Here is a 14,536-nt window from a genome sequence, read left to right on the forward strand (position 1 = left end):
AGTTTCAATCCTCCCGGTGTCGAGAAATGGCTCAAAGTTTCGAGATACAACCTGGAACTGTCAGTCATTTTGACCATATCTGGTCATTCATAGCCGTTGGGGTTTTTCGATTGCCAGTGCCATATATCCTGACACATCTCGCGCAGATTCTTCTCCGCTGACCAGCCGAGGAAATTCTGGGCAAAACTAGGATCGGCATAGCACTCTGCCACGTCGCCCGGACGGCGTGGCGCAATCTCGTATTTGATCTCGCGGTTCGAAACATGCTCGAATGCCTTGACCACATCGAGAACGCTATAGCCCTGCCCCGTGCCAAGATTGACCGAGAAGCATTGCGGCTCATCAAGTTTCTTGAGTGCCTTCAGATGGCCCGCAGCCAGATCCACCACATGGATATAGTCGCGAATCCCGGTGCCATCGGGCGTTGGATAGTCGTTGCCCCAGACATTCAGTTTTTCGCGACGACCAGTGGCGACCTGAGCAATGATGGGCATCAGATTGTTCGGAATACCCTTTGGATCTTCGCCGATAAGGCCGCTCTCATGTGCGCCAACCGGATTGAAATAACGCAGGATAGCGATCTTCCAGCTATTGTCGCCATTGTAGAGATCGCGAAGCATGTCTTCGATGACGAGCTTCGTTCGACCATAGGGGTTCGTTGCCGACAGTGGCTGGTCCTCGGTGATCGGCAATTTCTGCGGATCACCGTAAACCGTGGCCGATGAGCTGAAAACCAGCGTCTTGACGCCGGTTGCTTCCATGGCTTGCAGCAGCCGCAGCGTGCCCACTACATTGCAATCATAATAGAGCATCGGCTTTTCGCTCGATTCTCCAACGGCCTTCAGACCGGCAAAGTGAATGACGGCAGTGCATTTGTGATGCCTGATCACTTGCTCCAGAAAGGCGCGATCACGGATATCACCGGATTCGCGCCGCGGCGCGCGCCCTGTAATCTGTTCGATGCGATGCAGGGCTTCCGGGTGGCTGTTGTCAAAATTGTCGACCACAACAACGTCGTGGCCTGCCTCGATGAGCTGAACACAGGTGTGCGAGCCAATATAGCCAGCGCCGCCAGTCACAAGAATTGTCATCGTTTATGTATCCACTTGTTGAACATACCGCCCCGATGTGCGATCCCCGGCTGACTATGCAAAATCAGTAACAGACTTCAAGCCATCCGGCGCGATTCTCTCGAATTGACAGTCACGGATTAGCCAAGTTTGATGGAGCGAAGATGAAACCATCGCGCAATATCGATCGCTTGCTGGAAATCATGGCAGCGCTCCGCGATCCTGAAACCGGCTGTCCATGGGATGTGGAACAAAACTTCCAATCCATCATGCCCTACACGCTTGAGGAAACATATGAAGTGCTCGACGCAATCGAGCGCAACGATATGGACGATCTGCGCGAAGAGCTTGGCGATCTTTTGTTGCAGGTGGTGTTTCATGCGCGCATGGCTGAAGAACAAGGCAGCTTTGCATTCGGTGATGTTGTCGAAGCCATCACGCACAAGATGATACGACGCCATCCGCATGTCTTCGGCGATGTTGAAGCAAGAAGCGCTGGCATGGCCAAAGGCTCGTGGAACCGCATCAAGGCCGAAGAAAAGGCCGAGCGAGCTGAACGGCGGGCAAAGCTCGGGCTTGAAGCGACTGACAAGAACGGTTTTCTGGATGATATTCCGCAAGCCTTCCCTGCTCTGCTTCGAGCCCTGAAACTCCAGCAGAAAGCTGCGAAAGTCGGCTTTGACTGGTCTGAAGCTGCACCGATCCTCGACAAGATTGCGGAGGAAACCGCAGAGCTGAAAGAAGCAATGGCCGCGCAGGAACCAGCGGATATAGAAGAGGAATATGGCGACCTGCTGTTTGCCATGGTCAATCTGGGCCGTCATCTCGAAATCGACGCGGAAACCGCGCTCGTCGCCGCCAATGAGAAGTTCAAGCGGCGTTTTCATTTCATTGAAAGGACGCTCGGTGAAACCGGAAGCGACCTGGATGCCGCGACCCTTGATGAGATGGAAGCAATCTGGGGCCAAGCCAAGAAAAAAGGGCTGTAGTTAGAGCGGTTCCCGCTTTGATAGAATAGTCAGAACCTCTCGACCTATTTTTTTAAGCATTTCCGAACGCAAATCCGTTTCACGCTTTTGCTGGAAATGCTTTATCAGCCTTTATTTCTCATCTTCCCATTTCGGCCGGAACATCTGGTAGACGCTTTCCGTTGTGCCAAAATCCATATAACCAAGCCGGCTGACAGGCCTGGCTTTCGAGATGTCGACAAGACCGTCGGTCAGCACCTGCTCGTCGATATGAACACCGACGACCTCGCCAATCACCATATAATTGTCGGTCAGCCTACTCTCTTTGTCCCGCAGCCGCTTGACTTCTACCGCAACACATTCAAGAGCGGCATAGGCTTCCTTGACCCGCGGAGCTGCAATGAGCCTGCTCGGTGCTTTCGTAAGCCCGGCATATTCGAACTCGCTGATCCCACGAGGCGCGTTGATAGATGATGCATTCATCTGCGTTTTCAAATGATCACTCACGAGATTTGCAGTGAACTCGCCGGTTTCTTCGATGAATGAAACGCTGTCCTTCTCGCCGCTTGATGAAAACATGACCATAGGCGGTGTGTCGCAGATCGCGTTGAAGAAGGAATAAGGCGCGAGATTGATTGCGCCATCCTTCGATCGAGTTCCGATCCAGCCAATGGGCCGTGGTGCGACGATTGCCTTGAACGGATTGTGGGGCAGCGGGTGCCCTTCCCTCGGTTCGTAAAACATATGTTTTTCCGTTAATTAGCAAACGTTGTTGCAGTCATCCCTAAGCTTGAACCCAAGGCCCCGAATATTCCGTCACGATATTATCCATATTGGCTCTCGGGCGTTCTGGCATCTTGTTTTCTGCCGTTCCGATATGGACAAACCCGGCTACGCGCTCATTGGGAGCCAGCCCAAGAAAGGCACGGGCGGTCGCATCGTCGGAGTACCAGTTGGTAATCCAGTTGCTGGCATATCCAAGCGCGTTGGCAGCCGTGCAAAGGTTCATCGCTACGGCTCCGGCGGAAAGGAATTGCTCCCATTCCGGGATGCGTTCATGTGTGACTGGCGATGACACAACGCCGACGACCAGCGGTGCGCGCGAAAAGCGTGTCAGCTCTTTTTCCTTGCGTCCTTCAGGCATAGGGCCTTCGATTTCTTCGGCACGCCGGGCCAGATATTCTCCGACTTTGAGTCGTGCGTCGCCGCGATAAAGGATGAAGCGCCAGGGTGTCAGGCGTCCATGGTCAGGCACACGCGCTGCAACTTTCAGTAGAGCTGCAAGTTCCTCGCCCTCAGGGGCTGGCCCGGAAATAGCTGAAATCGGGGTAGAACTGCGCTGCGCCAGAAAATCGAACACCGGATGGGTCACGGGTAACCTCGTTATTAGAGCATTTCCCATTCGCCTGAATCATTGGAAATGCTTGATTCATTTGTTTTTACGCGCTTCCTGTACTGAAAACCGTTTCACACTTTTCGGTATGCGCTCTAAAATGCTGCTTATATTGCTCCACTTTTTCGGGAGCTGCTTCTTCTCGCTTGTCGCATCCGAACTGTAAAGTCAAAACTCTGAAAACGATTAATCAACAGAAGTTGGAAAAATGCGGGCGGTCGTATCGATTTGGCCTTGAATTCGCCACCCGCATGGGATCAAAAATACAGTATGTCGGATCGCTTGAACCTGTTTTACCCAAAGAGAAAAATTGCCTTGCAAGGCGGATCGCTTTTTACGGCGATTGCGCTTTCCGTAAGTGCGATGCCGTCGGTAGCTCAGGGGCTTGATCCGCAGACGAACATTCCGCTGCTGCAAAGCACGACGACCGGCTTGCCGGACTTGCCGCAGCCGACGCTCGATCTCCCTACGCTGAACACTTATGCCTCCCCCTCCAGCCCAGAGAACAACCCGCTCGTTCAGACACGCGAACTTGATCTCAAGGCGCGACTGAATGAAAACGGCAGCGACATCCCTACAGGGCTTGTCTGGCGTGTATTCTCGCCCGATGTCGGGCCTGACGGTCAGTTGCCACTCATCGCCAGCGCAAAGGGTGGTAGTGCTATTTTCAACCTGCCCGAGGGTAGCTATCTGGTGCATGTCGCCTACGGGCGTGCGGGCGCTACCAAGCGGATCACAGTTAGCAATGCGACCCGCCATGAAGTGATGATGCTCGATGCGGGTGGAATGAAGCTGAGCGCCATTCTGCCGGATGGTGGCAAGATCAACGACGACCTCCTGCGTTTCTCTATCTATGCCGACGAAGACAATAATGACCGTTCGCTGATCGTGCCCGACGTCAAGCCGAGTACGATCATTCGCCTCAATAGTGGCACCTATCATGTTGTTTCCAACTACGGTTCAGCCAACGCCATCATTCGTGCCGATATTCGCGTGGAAGCCGGAAAGCTGACTGAGGCGACCGTTCAGCACCGCGCCGCAGAAGTGACATTGAAACTTGTGCGTGAGCGTGGCGGCGAAGCGCTTGCCGATACGTCGTGGTCTATCCTCAACGCTTCCGGCGATGTGGTGCGTGAAAGTGCTGGCGCTTATTCGTCGATGGTCCTTATCGAAGGTGATTATGTCGCCGTCGCGAAGAACAAGGACCGCATCTATCAGCGGGATTTCAAAGTTTCATCCGGCAAGAACGAGGAAGTCGAAGTCGTCGCCAATGGCGAATCCGAGTCCGTTCAAGACAGCATGGATTGAGTTTAAGCTATCTGCAAAAGCAAAAGGCCGCGCAATGCGCGGCCTTTTTATTGTTAGCCACCATTCTTGAGCCGGAGCAGATCGGGCGGGGTCGCCTCGTCCACCAGCCGTGCGATGGCTTCATCGAGCGTCATGGATTCCTGATCCCGCGAACCGAGACGGCGCATATTGACCGTATTTTCTTCGGCTTCGCGCTTTCCGCAGACGAGGATCACCGGAACTTTCTGCAACGAATGTTCACGGACCTTGTAGTTGATCTTCTCGTTGCGCAGATCGGTTGTGACCTGTAACCCGGCCGCTTTCAGCTTGGCTGCCGCCTGCGCCGCATATTCGTCGGCGTCCGAAGTGATCGTGGCAACGACAACCTGCACCGGCGCAAACCACAACGGCATGTGACCGGCGAAGTTCTCGATCAGGATGCCGAGGAAGCGTTCCATCGAGCCGCAGATCGCGCGGTGGATCATCACCGGCTGGCGCTTTTCCGAATCCTTGTCGATATAGAAGGCGCCAAAGCGTTCCGGCAGATTGAAGTCCACCTGCGTGGTGCCGCACTGCCATTCACGGCCGATGGCATCCTTCAGCGTATATTCGAATTTCGGACCGTAGAAGGCGCCCTCGCCCGGCAAAATACCGGTCTTGATGTTGTTGGACTGCTGCTGAATCTTTTCCAGCACCGACATCATCACGCTTTCGGCACGATCCCAAAGTTCATCCGAACCGACGCGCTTGTCAGGACGGGTCGATAGCTTGATGGTGATCTCTTCGAAACCGAAATCCTTGTAGACCGACAGGATCAGGTCGTTGATACGAAGGCATTCCGCAGCCATCTGCTCTTCGGTGCAGAAGATGTGCGCATCGTCCTGCGTAAAACCGCGCACGCGCATCAGACCATGCAATGCTCCGGACGGCTCATAGCGATGCACATTGCCGAATTCAGCAAGCTTGATCGGCAAATCGCGGTAGGACTTGAGGCCATGCTTGAAGATCATCACGTGGCCGGGGCAGTTCATCGGCTTCAGCGCAAACACGCGATCATCGTCGGTTTCATCACCGGCGACAGTCACCTTGAACATATTGTCGCGATACCAGCCCCAGTGCCCCGAGGTTTCCCAAAGCGACTTGTCGAGTACCTGCGGCGCGTTGACTTCCTGATAGCCGTGGCTGTCGAGGCGGCGACGCATATAGCTCACCAGATTCTGGAACATTTTCCAGCCCTTGGCGTGCCAGAAGACGACGCCCGGTCCTTCTTCCTGGAAATGGAACAGGTCCATTTCACGGCCGAGACGACGGTGATCGCGCTTTTCAGCCTCTTCAAGCATATGGAGATAGGCCTGAAGATCGTTGTCGTTGGCAAAGGCAGTGCCGTAGATGCGGGTCAGCATCGGATTGTTGGAATCACCGCGCCAATAGGCTCCGGCAACCTTCATCAGCTTGAAGGAATTACCAATCTGACCGGTTGACGCCATGTGCGGGCCGCGGCAGAGATCGAACCATTCACCCTGAGAGTAAATCTTGAGGTCCTGCCCGGCTGGAATGGCATCCACCAGCTCGACCTTGTAGGCTTCGCCCTTGTCGGCAAATACCTGCTTGGCCTTTTCGCGCGACCAGATTTCCTTGGTGAAAGGCTTGTTGCGCTGGATGATCTCGCGCATCTTCTTTTCGATCACAGGCAGATCGTCGGGCGTGAATGGTTCATTGCGCGCAAAGTCGTAGTAGAAGCCGTTTTCGATGACAGGACCAATGGTAACCTGCGTGCCCGGAAAGAGCTCCTGCACGGCTTCTGCCAGTACGTGCGCCGTATCGTGACGAATGAGTTCGAGCGCGCGCGGGTCTTCGCGGGTTAAAATCTCAATCTTGCCGGAAGCGCCGAGAGGATCGGAGAGATCGCGCACGGTGCCATCGACGGCATAGGCAACAGCTTTTTTGGCAAGAGATTTGGAAATCGATTCCGCGAGGCCCGCGCCGGTCATCGACGCATCGTATTCACGCACAGAGCCATCGGGAAATTGCATGGAAACGGTATTCGACATTCTATTCATCCTTATCCAGTCCCGCCAACGATTGCGGGTGGGTTCATGCGTATGAAAAATGAAGATTGGCTTCTAATCCCTTTTGTCCAACCAGTAAAGCGCGACAAGCTGACAGCGTCAGGTTGCCCGCCTGTCGGGAGGGAAACAATCAGTTCCGGATTGGAAGGCAGTCGATCTTCTGTTGTTTCAACTGCGTACACGCCTTCTCGGCGGATGCCGAATCCTTGAAACCGGAAAAACGCGCGCGATAAACCTTGCGGCGCTTTTCGGCAGGCGAAATTTCAGCCTTCAGTCCCGGCGCGACCTTGTCGACTGCGGGACGGTATTTGGCCAGCAGCTCCTTGGCACCGGCAAGTGTCGGAGGAGCGCCAAGCTGGATCGTCCAGGCCGATGCACCGGCGGCGGCAGAAGCAATCAGGAAGCCGCCATCGCCCTGCTCGATACGGGAATCGTCGATCAGGTCGGCGACTGCATCAGCCTTTGGCTGAGCCGGAGCGACCGGCTGCGGTTTTGCCATTGCAACGAGCTGCCCCTTGGCATCGGCACCTTCAGTACCGAAGCGCGTCAGTAGCTTCGCCATCTGGTCGTCGCGCTGCCGCGCCGATCCGGCACCCAGCACAACGCCGACGAGATGCTTGTCGTTGATGATGGCAGATGAAACGAGGTTATAACCGGATACATCCGTATAGCCCGTCTTGATGCCGTCAACGCCGCCATAGCGGTACATCAGATTGTTGTGGCCGTTGCGAACCCGGTCACGGAAGGTGAAGGAGCGTTGCGAAAACAGTGCATATTGATCCGGAAAATCCCGGCGGAGTGACATACCGAGAACCGCCATGTCACGCGCAGTCGTAAGCTGTGTTGACTTTGCCGTCAGCCCTGATGGATTGACAAAGAAAGTGCTCTTCATGCCAATCTGGCGCGCACGCTGCGTCATCAACCGGCCAAATGCCGCTTCCGATCCGGCTATATACTCGCCCATTACCGTCGCTGCGTCATTGGCTGACACGATAATCATGCCATTGATCGCATCGCGGACTGTGATCGTTTCCCCGGGCTTCAGCCAGAGCTTCATGCGAACTTTCGCAGACGCATTTTTCGACACAGGCATTGCATCGTCCCAATGCAATGTGCCTGTCTTGAGACCTTCAAAGGCGAGATAAAGCGTCATCATCTTGGCGAGCGAAGCAGGTGCACGCTGCACATTGGCATCGTCCTGTCCAAGGATTCGCCCGCTATCAGCATCGAAGACAACCCAGGACGTGTTCGCCATCGCCGCCGACGTACAAAGCACACTCGCACTGAGCGCTAAGGATGCAATGAGACGAGAAAGGCGGGACGATGATTTCAGCATAACAGCTCACAGGAATAAGGACGCCGAGGGACATGCAGGCAAATTGCGGCCCGAAAAAGACCACAGCACTGCCTTAAATTCCAATTCTCAATGAAACGTTGATATCGTTAATGAATTATAATCAGCTAACAAAAAACTGTCAGAATTTACGGCTGGGCGATGAACACCGCCAATATCGCCAGGGCAGATACCATTTGAGATCGCCGGAGAGTGTCCGAGGCACCGGATCGAAACCGTGGGTACCGAAGGGTCCGCAACGCATGACGCGGAAAAGCCCCATCCAGCCGCCGCTCCACAGTCCGTGGCGGGCAATCGCTTCATAAGTATATTCGGAACAGGTGGGCAGATGTCGGCAGGAATTGCCGATAAGGGATGACAATGTCACCTGATAGAATCGTACGAATGTCGTACCGATCAGCCTGCCCGGCGTCTTGCGCCAGGGATCGGTGAAATTGCGGCTATAGCGTTTCGGTGCGCCCTCGCCTTTTTGGTTCTCACTACAGGCACACATCAGGCAGCTTTGGCCTTTTCCTCGATCTGCCGGATGCAATCGACCACCGCGTCGAAAGTAAGCAGCGTGGAAGCATGCCGCGCCCTGTATTCGCGGACGGGCTCGAAATATTTCAGGTCGGCGAAACGCCCTTCCGGCGCCGGGCCCTCTTCCTTCAGCATCTTGTACATTTCATCGCGGACGGCTTTCAGCTCATCCGCCGAAGCGCCGATGATATTGCGCGCCATCACGGAGGAGGATGCCTGTCCGAGCGCGCAGGCTTTCACCTCATGCGTGAAATCTGTCACGATGCCATCGGTCATTTTCAGATAGACGGTAACGGTCGATCCGCACAGCTTGGAGTGCACCTTGGCGACTGCGTCGGGCTCTGGAAGGCGTCCCAGACGCTCCATGTTTCCGGCGAATTCCAGGATACGTTTGTTATAAATATCATCGATCATGGCGGCGAACCTTCCGCTCTGCCGGAGAAAAACATAATTTTGTCGCCCGGCTGCGGTTTGAAGTTGCAATTTAATGTCTATATAATAGGCAGGTAGCGTCTGCGCCATGGGTAACATTAGCACAGACCCGGGGGCAGTCGCACGAAAACCTGTCCGGTGACCTTAAGCGCCGGATCAATACATCGCCCGCTCGCAAAGCGCATCGTTGTATTGTCCGTTTAACTCGTCTCCTCCTTGAAGGAGACTACTGGAGAATACTGATGGACGCTCGCATCCTCAAAGAAGATGACGAATCCGGCCTGCCGAACAAGCAGGCAGATGTAACTCTTTTGCATGGCAAGCCGACGCAGGCCGATGCAGAAGCAGCCGTACGCACGCTTTTGCTTTGGGCCGGAGACGACCCGGAGCGTGAAGGTCTTCTGGAAACGCCGAAGCGCGTCGCCAAGGCCTATAAGGAACTGTTCGCAGGCTATACGGAAAGCCCGGAAGAAGTCCTCGGCACGGTGTTCGAGGAAGTCGGCGGCTATAATGATCTCGTCCTGGTGAAAGACATTTCGTTCCATTCGCATTGCGAGCACCATATGGTGCCGATCATTGGCAAGGCGCATGTTGCCTATCTGCCTGATCACAAAGTGGTGGGCCTTTCCAAGATTGCCCGCGTCGTGGATATTTTTGCGCGCCGCCTGCAGACGCAGGAAAGCATCACCGCGCAAATCGCCGACAGCATCCAGCGCATTTTGAAGCCACGTGGCGTCGCCGTCATGATCGAGGCCGAACATATGTGCATGGCCATGCGCGGTATTCGTAAGCAGGGTTCGACGACTATCACCACCACGTTTACCGGCGAAATGCAGGTGAATGCGGAGGAGCAGGTTCGCTTCATGACCCTGACCCGCAGATAAACGGCAGACAATGAGCTTCTTTCCGGCACAGCCTTCCGACAAGAAGGCCATTGAAGAAGGCGCGGCATTCATGCCGCGCTTCGATGCATCGGGTCTCATCACCGCCGTCGTCACTGATGCGCGTGACGGCGAATTGCTGATGGTTGCCCATATGAACGAGGAAGCGCTGCGCCTTACCCTCGAAACGGGAATTGCGCATTACTGGTCACGCTCGCGGTCCACGCTCTGGAAGAAGGGCGAGACGTCGGGCAATCTGCAAAGTGTTGTCGAGTTGCGCACGGATTGCGATCAGGATGCGCTTTGGCTGAAAGTGCGTGTCGCAGGCGATGGGCCGACCTGTCATACCGGTCGCCGCTCCTGCTTTTATCGGCAGGTATTGTCGGACGACGGAAAAACATCATTAACGATGGAAACGGCCTGCGATCACGAGCATTAACTGCGGTCAAAAGGATGTGATGGCGTGAATAAGAGTCGCGCCATCAATTTGCAGCATTTATTCTTTGGATACTATGTTTCGCTAATCTGAAGCGGTTCCTGTCAAACGGAACTGTCGGAATCGCTTTAGCTATTTGTTCTACGCATTTCCTGACGCAAACCGCTTCGCCTTTTGCAGGAAATGCTCCAAGTCGAGACGAAGAGGTTTCCATCGTGATGCTTGCATGGGGGCAGAGGCGGAAGGCTGCGAATAACGACCTCGCGCCGCCGACAGAAGAAATCATCGAAAAGCCTGAAATCAAGCGTGAGCCGCGCCGGATAGCACTGGCGCTGGGTGGTGGAGCTGCGCGCGGTTGGGCACATATCGGCGTTCTGCGTGCGCTGGACGAAGCCAATATCGATATCGAGATGATTGCCGGGACTTCGATCGGCGCGCTCGTGGGCGGCTGTTATCTGGCCGGAAAGCTCGATGAACTGGAAGAGTTCGCCCGCAGTCTCACCCGGCGACGCATGTTCAACCTTCTCGACATTACGTTTCGAGGCAGCGGGCTGTTCGGCGGCATGAAGCTCGATGGCCGCTTGCGCGAACATCTGGACGGACTGCGCATCGAGGAACTGGATCGCCCCTTCGTTGCCATCTGCACGGAATTGCGCACCGGTCATGAAATCTGGCTGTCTTCCGGCCCGCTTATCGATGCCATGCGCGCCTCCTATGCCCTGCCCGGCGTTTTCGAGCCTGTGCGCTGGCAGGAGCGTGTTCTGGTCGATGGCGCACTCGTCAATCCCGTCCCCGTATCCGTGTGCCGTGCTTATGAGCAACGCCTGGTTCTGGCCGTGAACCTGCATTACGACCAGTATGGTCGCGCTGCGGTCATCAAACATGCGCAAACGCGCCAGGAAGGGCTTGCGGACGCGATTCATGGGGAGAAAGAAGCACGCCTCGGCATTACCGGTGTGATGATGGAAGCCTTCAACATCATCCAGGACCGAATCTCGCGCGCCCGCATGGCTGGCGATCCGCCGGATGTTACGCTCATGCCGATTGTGGGACAGATCGGGCTTGCCGATTTCCATCGCGCATCCGAGGCAATCGATGCTGGTTACGCAGAAACATTGAAGCGCCTTGAGGATATCAAGCGCCTGCAAGGCATCGCCGGCTGATTTTTTTGTCGTTGGAAGCGAATCCGAATGAATCGGATTCGTCGGATTAGCGCTTTATTGCCCCTCACAGTGCTCTCTTCCCTCGCAACGCTCTCGCTCGATGACGTTTTTCGGAATTTTTTTCGATTTGTGGAAGTCTTTGAAAAAGCCCGGAAAATCGCGGTTTTGACCATGTCATCGATGATTGAGCGCCAGCTTTTTCACATTCTTTTTCAAAAAGATTGCCGGAAGATGCAGATGGGGCTTGTGCACCCCAAAGTGATTTGCTAAATGCCCACTCGCCGACGGAGTTCGGCTCCTACCACGGGCGGTCGTGGCGGAATTGGTAGACGCGCAGCGTTGAGGTCGCTGTGGGGCAACCCGTGGAAGTTCGAGTCTTCTCGACCGCACCATCTTCTCTCAAGAACAATTTAAAATGCTTTCCCCGCAAGGGGTTAAGGTTGTTTCTTGATTAGAGACTTTCACTTTTCATCGTTGCATTACAAACAAAAACGCGCCCTTCGATGAAGAGCGCGTCTGGTTGATGACACTATTCCCGATCAGTTTTTGCCGATTTCCGAACGGATCGCATTGCTATGTTCTCCAAGCTTCGGCGAACGCTTGTCGAGCTTCAGTTCGGCATCGGAGAAGCGAATAGGCGTCCGTAGGCCTGGAACCCCTTGCGGGTCGATTTTCATCGCTCTCGCCTCGAATTGCGGGTCTGCAAACACATCGGCCACCGTATTGATCGGTCCGGCGGGCACGCCGATTCTGGCAAGTTCGGCCAGAAGATCGTCACGCTTCCACGCCTTAGTCTTTTCTTCCAGAAGTGCCGTCAGGGCAGCTCGATTGGCCACGCGCGCCGAATTGCTGACGAAACGCTCGTTAGCGGCGATGTCACCAATGCCAAGCAACGAGGTTAGCTTCCCAAACTGTCCGTCATTGCCGCAGGCGATGATGAAATAGCCGTCGGAAACGGGGAGCGTCTGATATGGCGCGATATTGGGATGCGCATTGCCCATGCGCTTCGGCGATACGCCTGACGCCAGAAAATTCATGGCCTGATTGGCAAGGACCGCAGACATGCAGTCGAAAAGTGCCATATCGATGTGCTGGCCGGTGCCGGTGCGCTCGCGCATGATGAGCGCGGACTGGATCGCGATCACGCTGTAAAGCCCGGTGAAGATATCCGCAAAAGCCACGCCGATCTTCTGCGGCTCGCCTTCAGGATCGCCGGTGAGATCCATGATGCCGCCCATGCCCTGAATCATGAAATCATAGCCTGCGCGCTCCGCATATGGCCCGGTATGGCCGAAACCGGTGATCGAGCAATAGATCAGGCGTGGATTGATGGCCTTCAGGCTCTCATAGTCGAGGCCATATTTGTCGAGACCGCCCAGCTTGAAATTCTCGATGACCACATCGGCGTCAGCCACAAGCTGGCGTACCAGCTCCCGGCCCTCGTCGGTGCGAAAATCCGCCGTAATCGAGCGCTTGCCACGATTGCAGGCATGGAAATAGGCGGCGGATCGCTCACCTTCCACATCAATGAATGGCGGGCCCCATTTGCGCGTATCGTCACCTTCAGGGCTTTCCACCTTGATGACATCGGCTCCAAGATCGGAGAGCGTCTGCCCTACCCATGGCCCGGCAAGAATGCGCGCCAGTTCTACCACCTTGAGACCGTCAAGCGGCATGTTCTGCATTTTCAGCAATCCTGTATAAAAATAAAGAGGCCCGCCCGCGAACTGCGAGCGGGCCCGAATGGAAGGCTTGGCGATACAGCGATCAGAAGAAAGCCTGAATGCCGGTCTGGGCACGGCCCAGGATCAGCGCATGAACGTCATGCGTACCTTCATAGGTGTTCACCGTTTCCAGATTCTGCGCGTGGCGCATGACGTGATACTCGATCTGGATGCCGTTACCGCCGTGCATATCGCGCGCCTGACGGGCAATATCGAGCGCCTTGCCGCAATTGTTGCGCTTGACGATGGAAATCATCTCCGGTGCCATTTTGCCGTCATCGAACAGACGACCGACACGAAGCGAAGCCTGAAGCCCCAGAGCGATTTCGGTCTGCATGTCGGCGAGCTTCTTCTGGTAAAGCTGCGTACCGGCCAGCGGCTTGTCGAACTGCTTGCGGTCAAGGCCATACTGACGGGCACGGAACCAGCAATCTTCGGCAGCGCCGAGCACACCCCAGGAAATGCCGTAACGGGCGCGATTGAGGCAGCCGAACGGGCCCTTGAGGCCGGAGACGTTCGGCAGAAGTGCATCTTCCGAAACCTCGACGCCATCCATGACGATTTCGCCCGTGATCGATGCGCGCAGCGAAAGTTTGCCGCCGATCTTCGGCGCGGAAAGACCCTTCATGCCCTTTTCGAGAATGAAGCCGCGAATGGCGTTGTCGTGCGCGGCTGACTTTGCCCAGACGACGAACACATCGGCGATTGGCGAATTCGAAATCCACATCTTGGAGCCGCTGAGACGATAGCCGCCGTCGATCTTTTCGGCGCGGGTCTTCATGCCTGCCGGATCGGAGCCAGCATCGGGCTCGGTCAGGCCGAAGCAGCCGATCAATTCGCCGGAAACAAGGCCCGGAAGATATTTCTTGCGCTGTTCGTCGGAGCCATAGGCGTAGATCGGATACATCACGAGCGACGACTGCACGCTCATCATCGAACGATAACCGGAATCGACGCGCTCGACTTCACGCGCCACCAAACCGTAGGCAACATAGCCCGCATTGGCCGCGCCATATTCTTCGGGAAGCGTCACGCCCAAGAGACCGGCCTGCCCCATCAGGCGGAACAGTTCCGGATCGGTCGTCTCATCCAGATAAGCCTTTTCAACGCGTGGCAGCAGAACGTCCGTTGCAAAAGCCTTGGCCGAGTCGCGGATCATACGCTCTTCTTCGGTCAACTGTTCATCCAACAGAAACGGGTCTTCCCAGCTAAAAGCCGCACGTGACATCAGTGTATTCTC

The 14,536-nt window shown here is 55.4% G+C and carries 15 protein-coding genes and 1 tRNA gene; 7 read left to right on the forward strand and 9 right to left on the reverse strand.

The genetic code is table 11. The features are described 5' to 3' along the window. Positions 1-83: 83 nt before the first annotated feature. The gene (gene galE / locus ACYSN1_RS01070; RefSeq protein WP_140021273.1) at positions 84-1,091 is read right to left on the reverse strand and encodes a UDP-glucose 4-epimerase GalE; all 1,008 of its coding nucleotides are present in this window, start codon (positions 1,089-1,091) and stop codon (positions 84-86) included. A 143-nt stretch (positions 1,092-1,234) separates the two neighbouring features. Here galE and mazG point away from each other — a divergent pair, with 143 nt between their 5' ends. Further along, positions 1,235-2,059, forward strand: a complete 825-nt coding sequence (mazG, locus tag ACYSN1_RS01075; RefSeq protein WP_461724052.1) for a nucleoside triphosphate pyrophosphohydrolase — start codon at positions 1,235-1,237, stop codon at positions 2,057-2,059. Positions 2,060-2,170: 111 nt separating this feature from the next. Here mazG and ACYSN1_RS01080 read toward each other — a convergent pair whose 3' ends face one another. Together ACYSN1_RS01080 and ACYSN1_RS01085 are read right to left on the reverse strand one after the other, a co-directional pair. Beyond that, positions 2,171-2,782 carry a flavin reductase family protein gene (locus ACYSN1_RS01080; protein ID WP_461724053.1) on the reverse strand — a complete coding sequence of 204 codons (612 nt, stop codon included), beginning with the start codon at positions 2,780-2,782 and terminating at the stop codon, positions 2,171-2,173. Positions 2,783-2,822: 40 nt separating this feature from the next. Beyond that, a complete protein-coding gene (locus tag ACYSN1_RS01085; protein ID WP_461724054.1) occupies positions 2,823-3,410 on the reverse strand; it encodes a nitroreductase family protein in 588 nt (195 codons plus the stop codon). A gap of 384 nt (positions 3,411-3,794) precedes the next feature. Here ACYSN1_RS01085 and ACYSN1_RS01090 point away from each other — a divergent pair, with 384 nt between their 5' ends. Beyond that, the gene (locus tag ACYSN1_RS01090; RefSeq protein WP_461725244.1) at positions 3,795-4,739 is read left to right on the forward strand and encodes a hypothetical protein; all 945 of its coding nucleotides are present in this window, start codon (positions 3,795-3,797) and stop codon (positions 4,737-4,739) included. A gap of 53 nt (positions 4,740-4,792) precedes the next feature. Here the strand turns inward: ACYSN1_RS01090 and thrS are convergent, their stop codons facing one another. The 4 genes from thrS to ACYSN1_RS01110 form a co-directional block, all read right to left on the reverse strand. Next, positions 4,793-6,769 carry a threonine--tRNA ligase gene (gene thrS / locus ACYSN1_RS01095; protein WP_461724055.1) on the reverse strand — a complete coding sequence of 659 codons (1,977 nt, stop codon included), beginning with the start codon at positions 6,767-6,769 and terminating at the stop codon, positions 4,793-4,795. 148 nt (positions 6,770-6,917) lie between these two features. Continuing rightward, on the reverse strand, positions 6,918-8,123 hold the full coding sequence (locus tag ACYSN1_RS01100; RefSeq protein ID WP_461724056.1) for a serine hydrolase: 1,206 nt from the start codon (positions 8,121-8,123) through the stop codon (positions 6,918-6,920). Positions 8,124-8,262: 139 nt separating this feature from the next. Further along, a complete protein-coding gene (gene yidD, locus ACYSN1_RS01105; protein WP_461724057.1) occupies positions 8,263-8,634 on the reverse strand; it encodes a membrane protein insertion efficiency factor YidD in 372 nt (123 codons plus the stop codon). Next, on the reverse strand, positions 8,634-9,074 hold the full coding sequence (locus ACYSN1_RS01110) for an iron-sulfur cluster assembly scaffold protein (protein WP_461724058.1): 441 nt from the start codon (positions 9,072-9,074) through the stop codon (positions 8,634-8,636). Before ACYSN1_RS01110 ends, yidD begins: the two co-directional genes overlap by 1 nt. Before the next feature lie 260 nt (positions 9,075-9,334). Between ACYSN1_RS01110 and folE the strand changes: the two genes are divergently transcribed. The 5 genes from folE to ACYSN1_RS01135 all read left to right on the forward strand — a co-directional run bounded on the left by folE (position 9,335) and on the right by ACYSN1_RS01135 (position 11,964). After that, entirely contained in the window at positions 9,335-9,976 is a 642-nt protein-coding gene (folE, locus tag ACYSN1_RS01115; protein ID WP_006466810.1) for a GTP cyclohydrolase I FolE, read from the forward strand. A gap of 10 nt (positions 9,977-9,986) precedes the next feature. Then, complete coding sequence (gene hisI, locus ACYSN1_RS01120; RefSeq protein ID WP_461724059.1) at positions 9,987-10,412, forward strand: phosphoribosyl-AMP cyclohydrolase; 426 nt, start codon at positions 9,987-9,989, stop codon at positions 10,410-10,412. A 212-nt stretch (positions 10,413-10,624) separates the two neighbouring features. Further along, positions 10,625-11,572 (forward strand): patatin-like phospholipase family protein, encoded by a 948-nt coding sequence (locus ACYSN1_RS01125; RefSeq protein WP_461724060.1) that lies wholly within the window; start codon positions 10,625-10,627, stop codon positions 11,570-11,572. Between the two features lie 27 nt (positions 11,573-11,599). Further along, positions 11,600-11,842, forward strand: a complete 243-nt coding sequence (locus tag ACYSN1_RS01130; RefSeq protein ID WP_461724061.1) for a hypothetical protein — start codon at positions 11,600-11,602, stop codon at positions 11,840-11,842. Positions 11,843-11,879: 37 nt separating this feature from the next. Next, positions 11,880-11,964: transfer RNA gene (locus ACYSN1_RS01135), tRNA-Leu, on the forward strand. Between the two features lie 147 nt (positions 11,965-12,111). Here the strand turns inward: ACYSN1_RS01135 and ACYSN1_RS01140 are convergent. Both ACYSN1_RS01140 and ACYSN1_RS01145 read right to left on the reverse strand, forming a co-directional pair. Next, positions 12,112-13,257 (reverse strand): CaiB/BaiF CoA transferase family protein, encoded by a 1,146-nt coding sequence (locus tag ACYSN1_RS01140; RefSeq protein ID WP_461724062.1) that lies wholly within the window; start codon positions 13,255-13,257, stop codon positions 12,112-12,114. 82 nt (positions 13,258-13,339) lie between these two features. Then, complete coding sequence (locus ACYSN1_RS01145) at positions 13,340-14,524, reverse strand: acyl-CoA dehydrogenase (protein ID WP_461724063.1); 1,185 nt, start codon at positions 14,522-14,524, stop codon at positions 13,340-13,342. Positions 14,525-14,536: the final 12 nt, after the last annotated feature.

The organism is Brucella sp. LJL56, assembly GCF_054871705.1.

Bases quoted from the DNA above. Each gene is read 5' to 3' on its own strand.
- galE (WP_140021273.1), bottom strand. From the start codon at position 1,091: ATGACAATTCTTGTGACTGGCGGCGCTGGCTATATTGGCTCGCACACC.
- mazG (WP_461724052.1), top strand. From the start codon at position 1,235: ATGAAACCATCGCGCAATATCGATCGCTTGCTGGAAATCATGGCAGCG.
- ACYSN1_RS01080 (WP_461724053.1), bottom strand. From the start codon at position 2,782: ATGTTTTACGAACCGAGGGAAGGGCACCCGCTGCCCCACAATCCGTTC.
- ACYSN1_RS01090 (WP_461725244.1), top strand. From the start codon at position 3,795: ATGCCGTCGGTAGCTCAGGGGCTTGATCCGCAGACGAACATTCCGCTG.
- thrS (WP_461724055.1), bottom strand. From the start codon at position 6,769: ATGTCGAATACCGTTTCCATGCAATTTCCCGATGGCTCTGTGCGTGAA.
- ACYSN1_RS01100 (WP_461724056.1), bottom strand. From the start codon at position 8,123: ATGCTGAAATCATCGTCCCGCCTTTCTCGTCTCATTGCATCCTTAGCG.
- yidD (WP_461724057.1), bottom strand. From the start codon at position 8,634: ATGTGTGCCTGTAGTGAGAACCAAAAAGGCGAGGGCGCACCGAAACGC.
- ACYSN1_RS01110 (WP_461724058.1), bottom strand. From the start codon at position 9,074: ATGATCGATGATATTTATAACAAACGTATCCTGGAATTCGCCGGAAAC.
- folE (WP_006466810.1), top strand. From the start codon at position 9,335: ATGGACGCTCGCATCCTCAAAGAAGATGACGAATCCGGCCTGCCGAAC.
- hisI (WP_461724059.1), top strand. From the start codon at position 9,987: ATGAGCTTCTTTCCGGCACAGCCTTCCGACAAGAAGGCCATTGAAGAA.
- ACYSN1_RS01130 (WP_461724061.1), top strand. From the start codon at position 11,600: ATGAATCGGATTCGTCGGATTAGCGCTTTATTGCCCCTCACAGTGCTC.
- ACYSN1_RS01140 (WP_461724062.1), bottom strand. From the start codon at position 13,257: ATGCAGAACATGCCGCTTGACGGTCTCAAGGTGGTAGAACTGGCGCGC.
- ACYSN1_RS01145 (WP_461724063.1), bottom strand. From the start codon at position 14,524: ATGTCACGTGCGGCTTTTAGCTGGGAAGACCCGTTTCTGTTGGATGAA.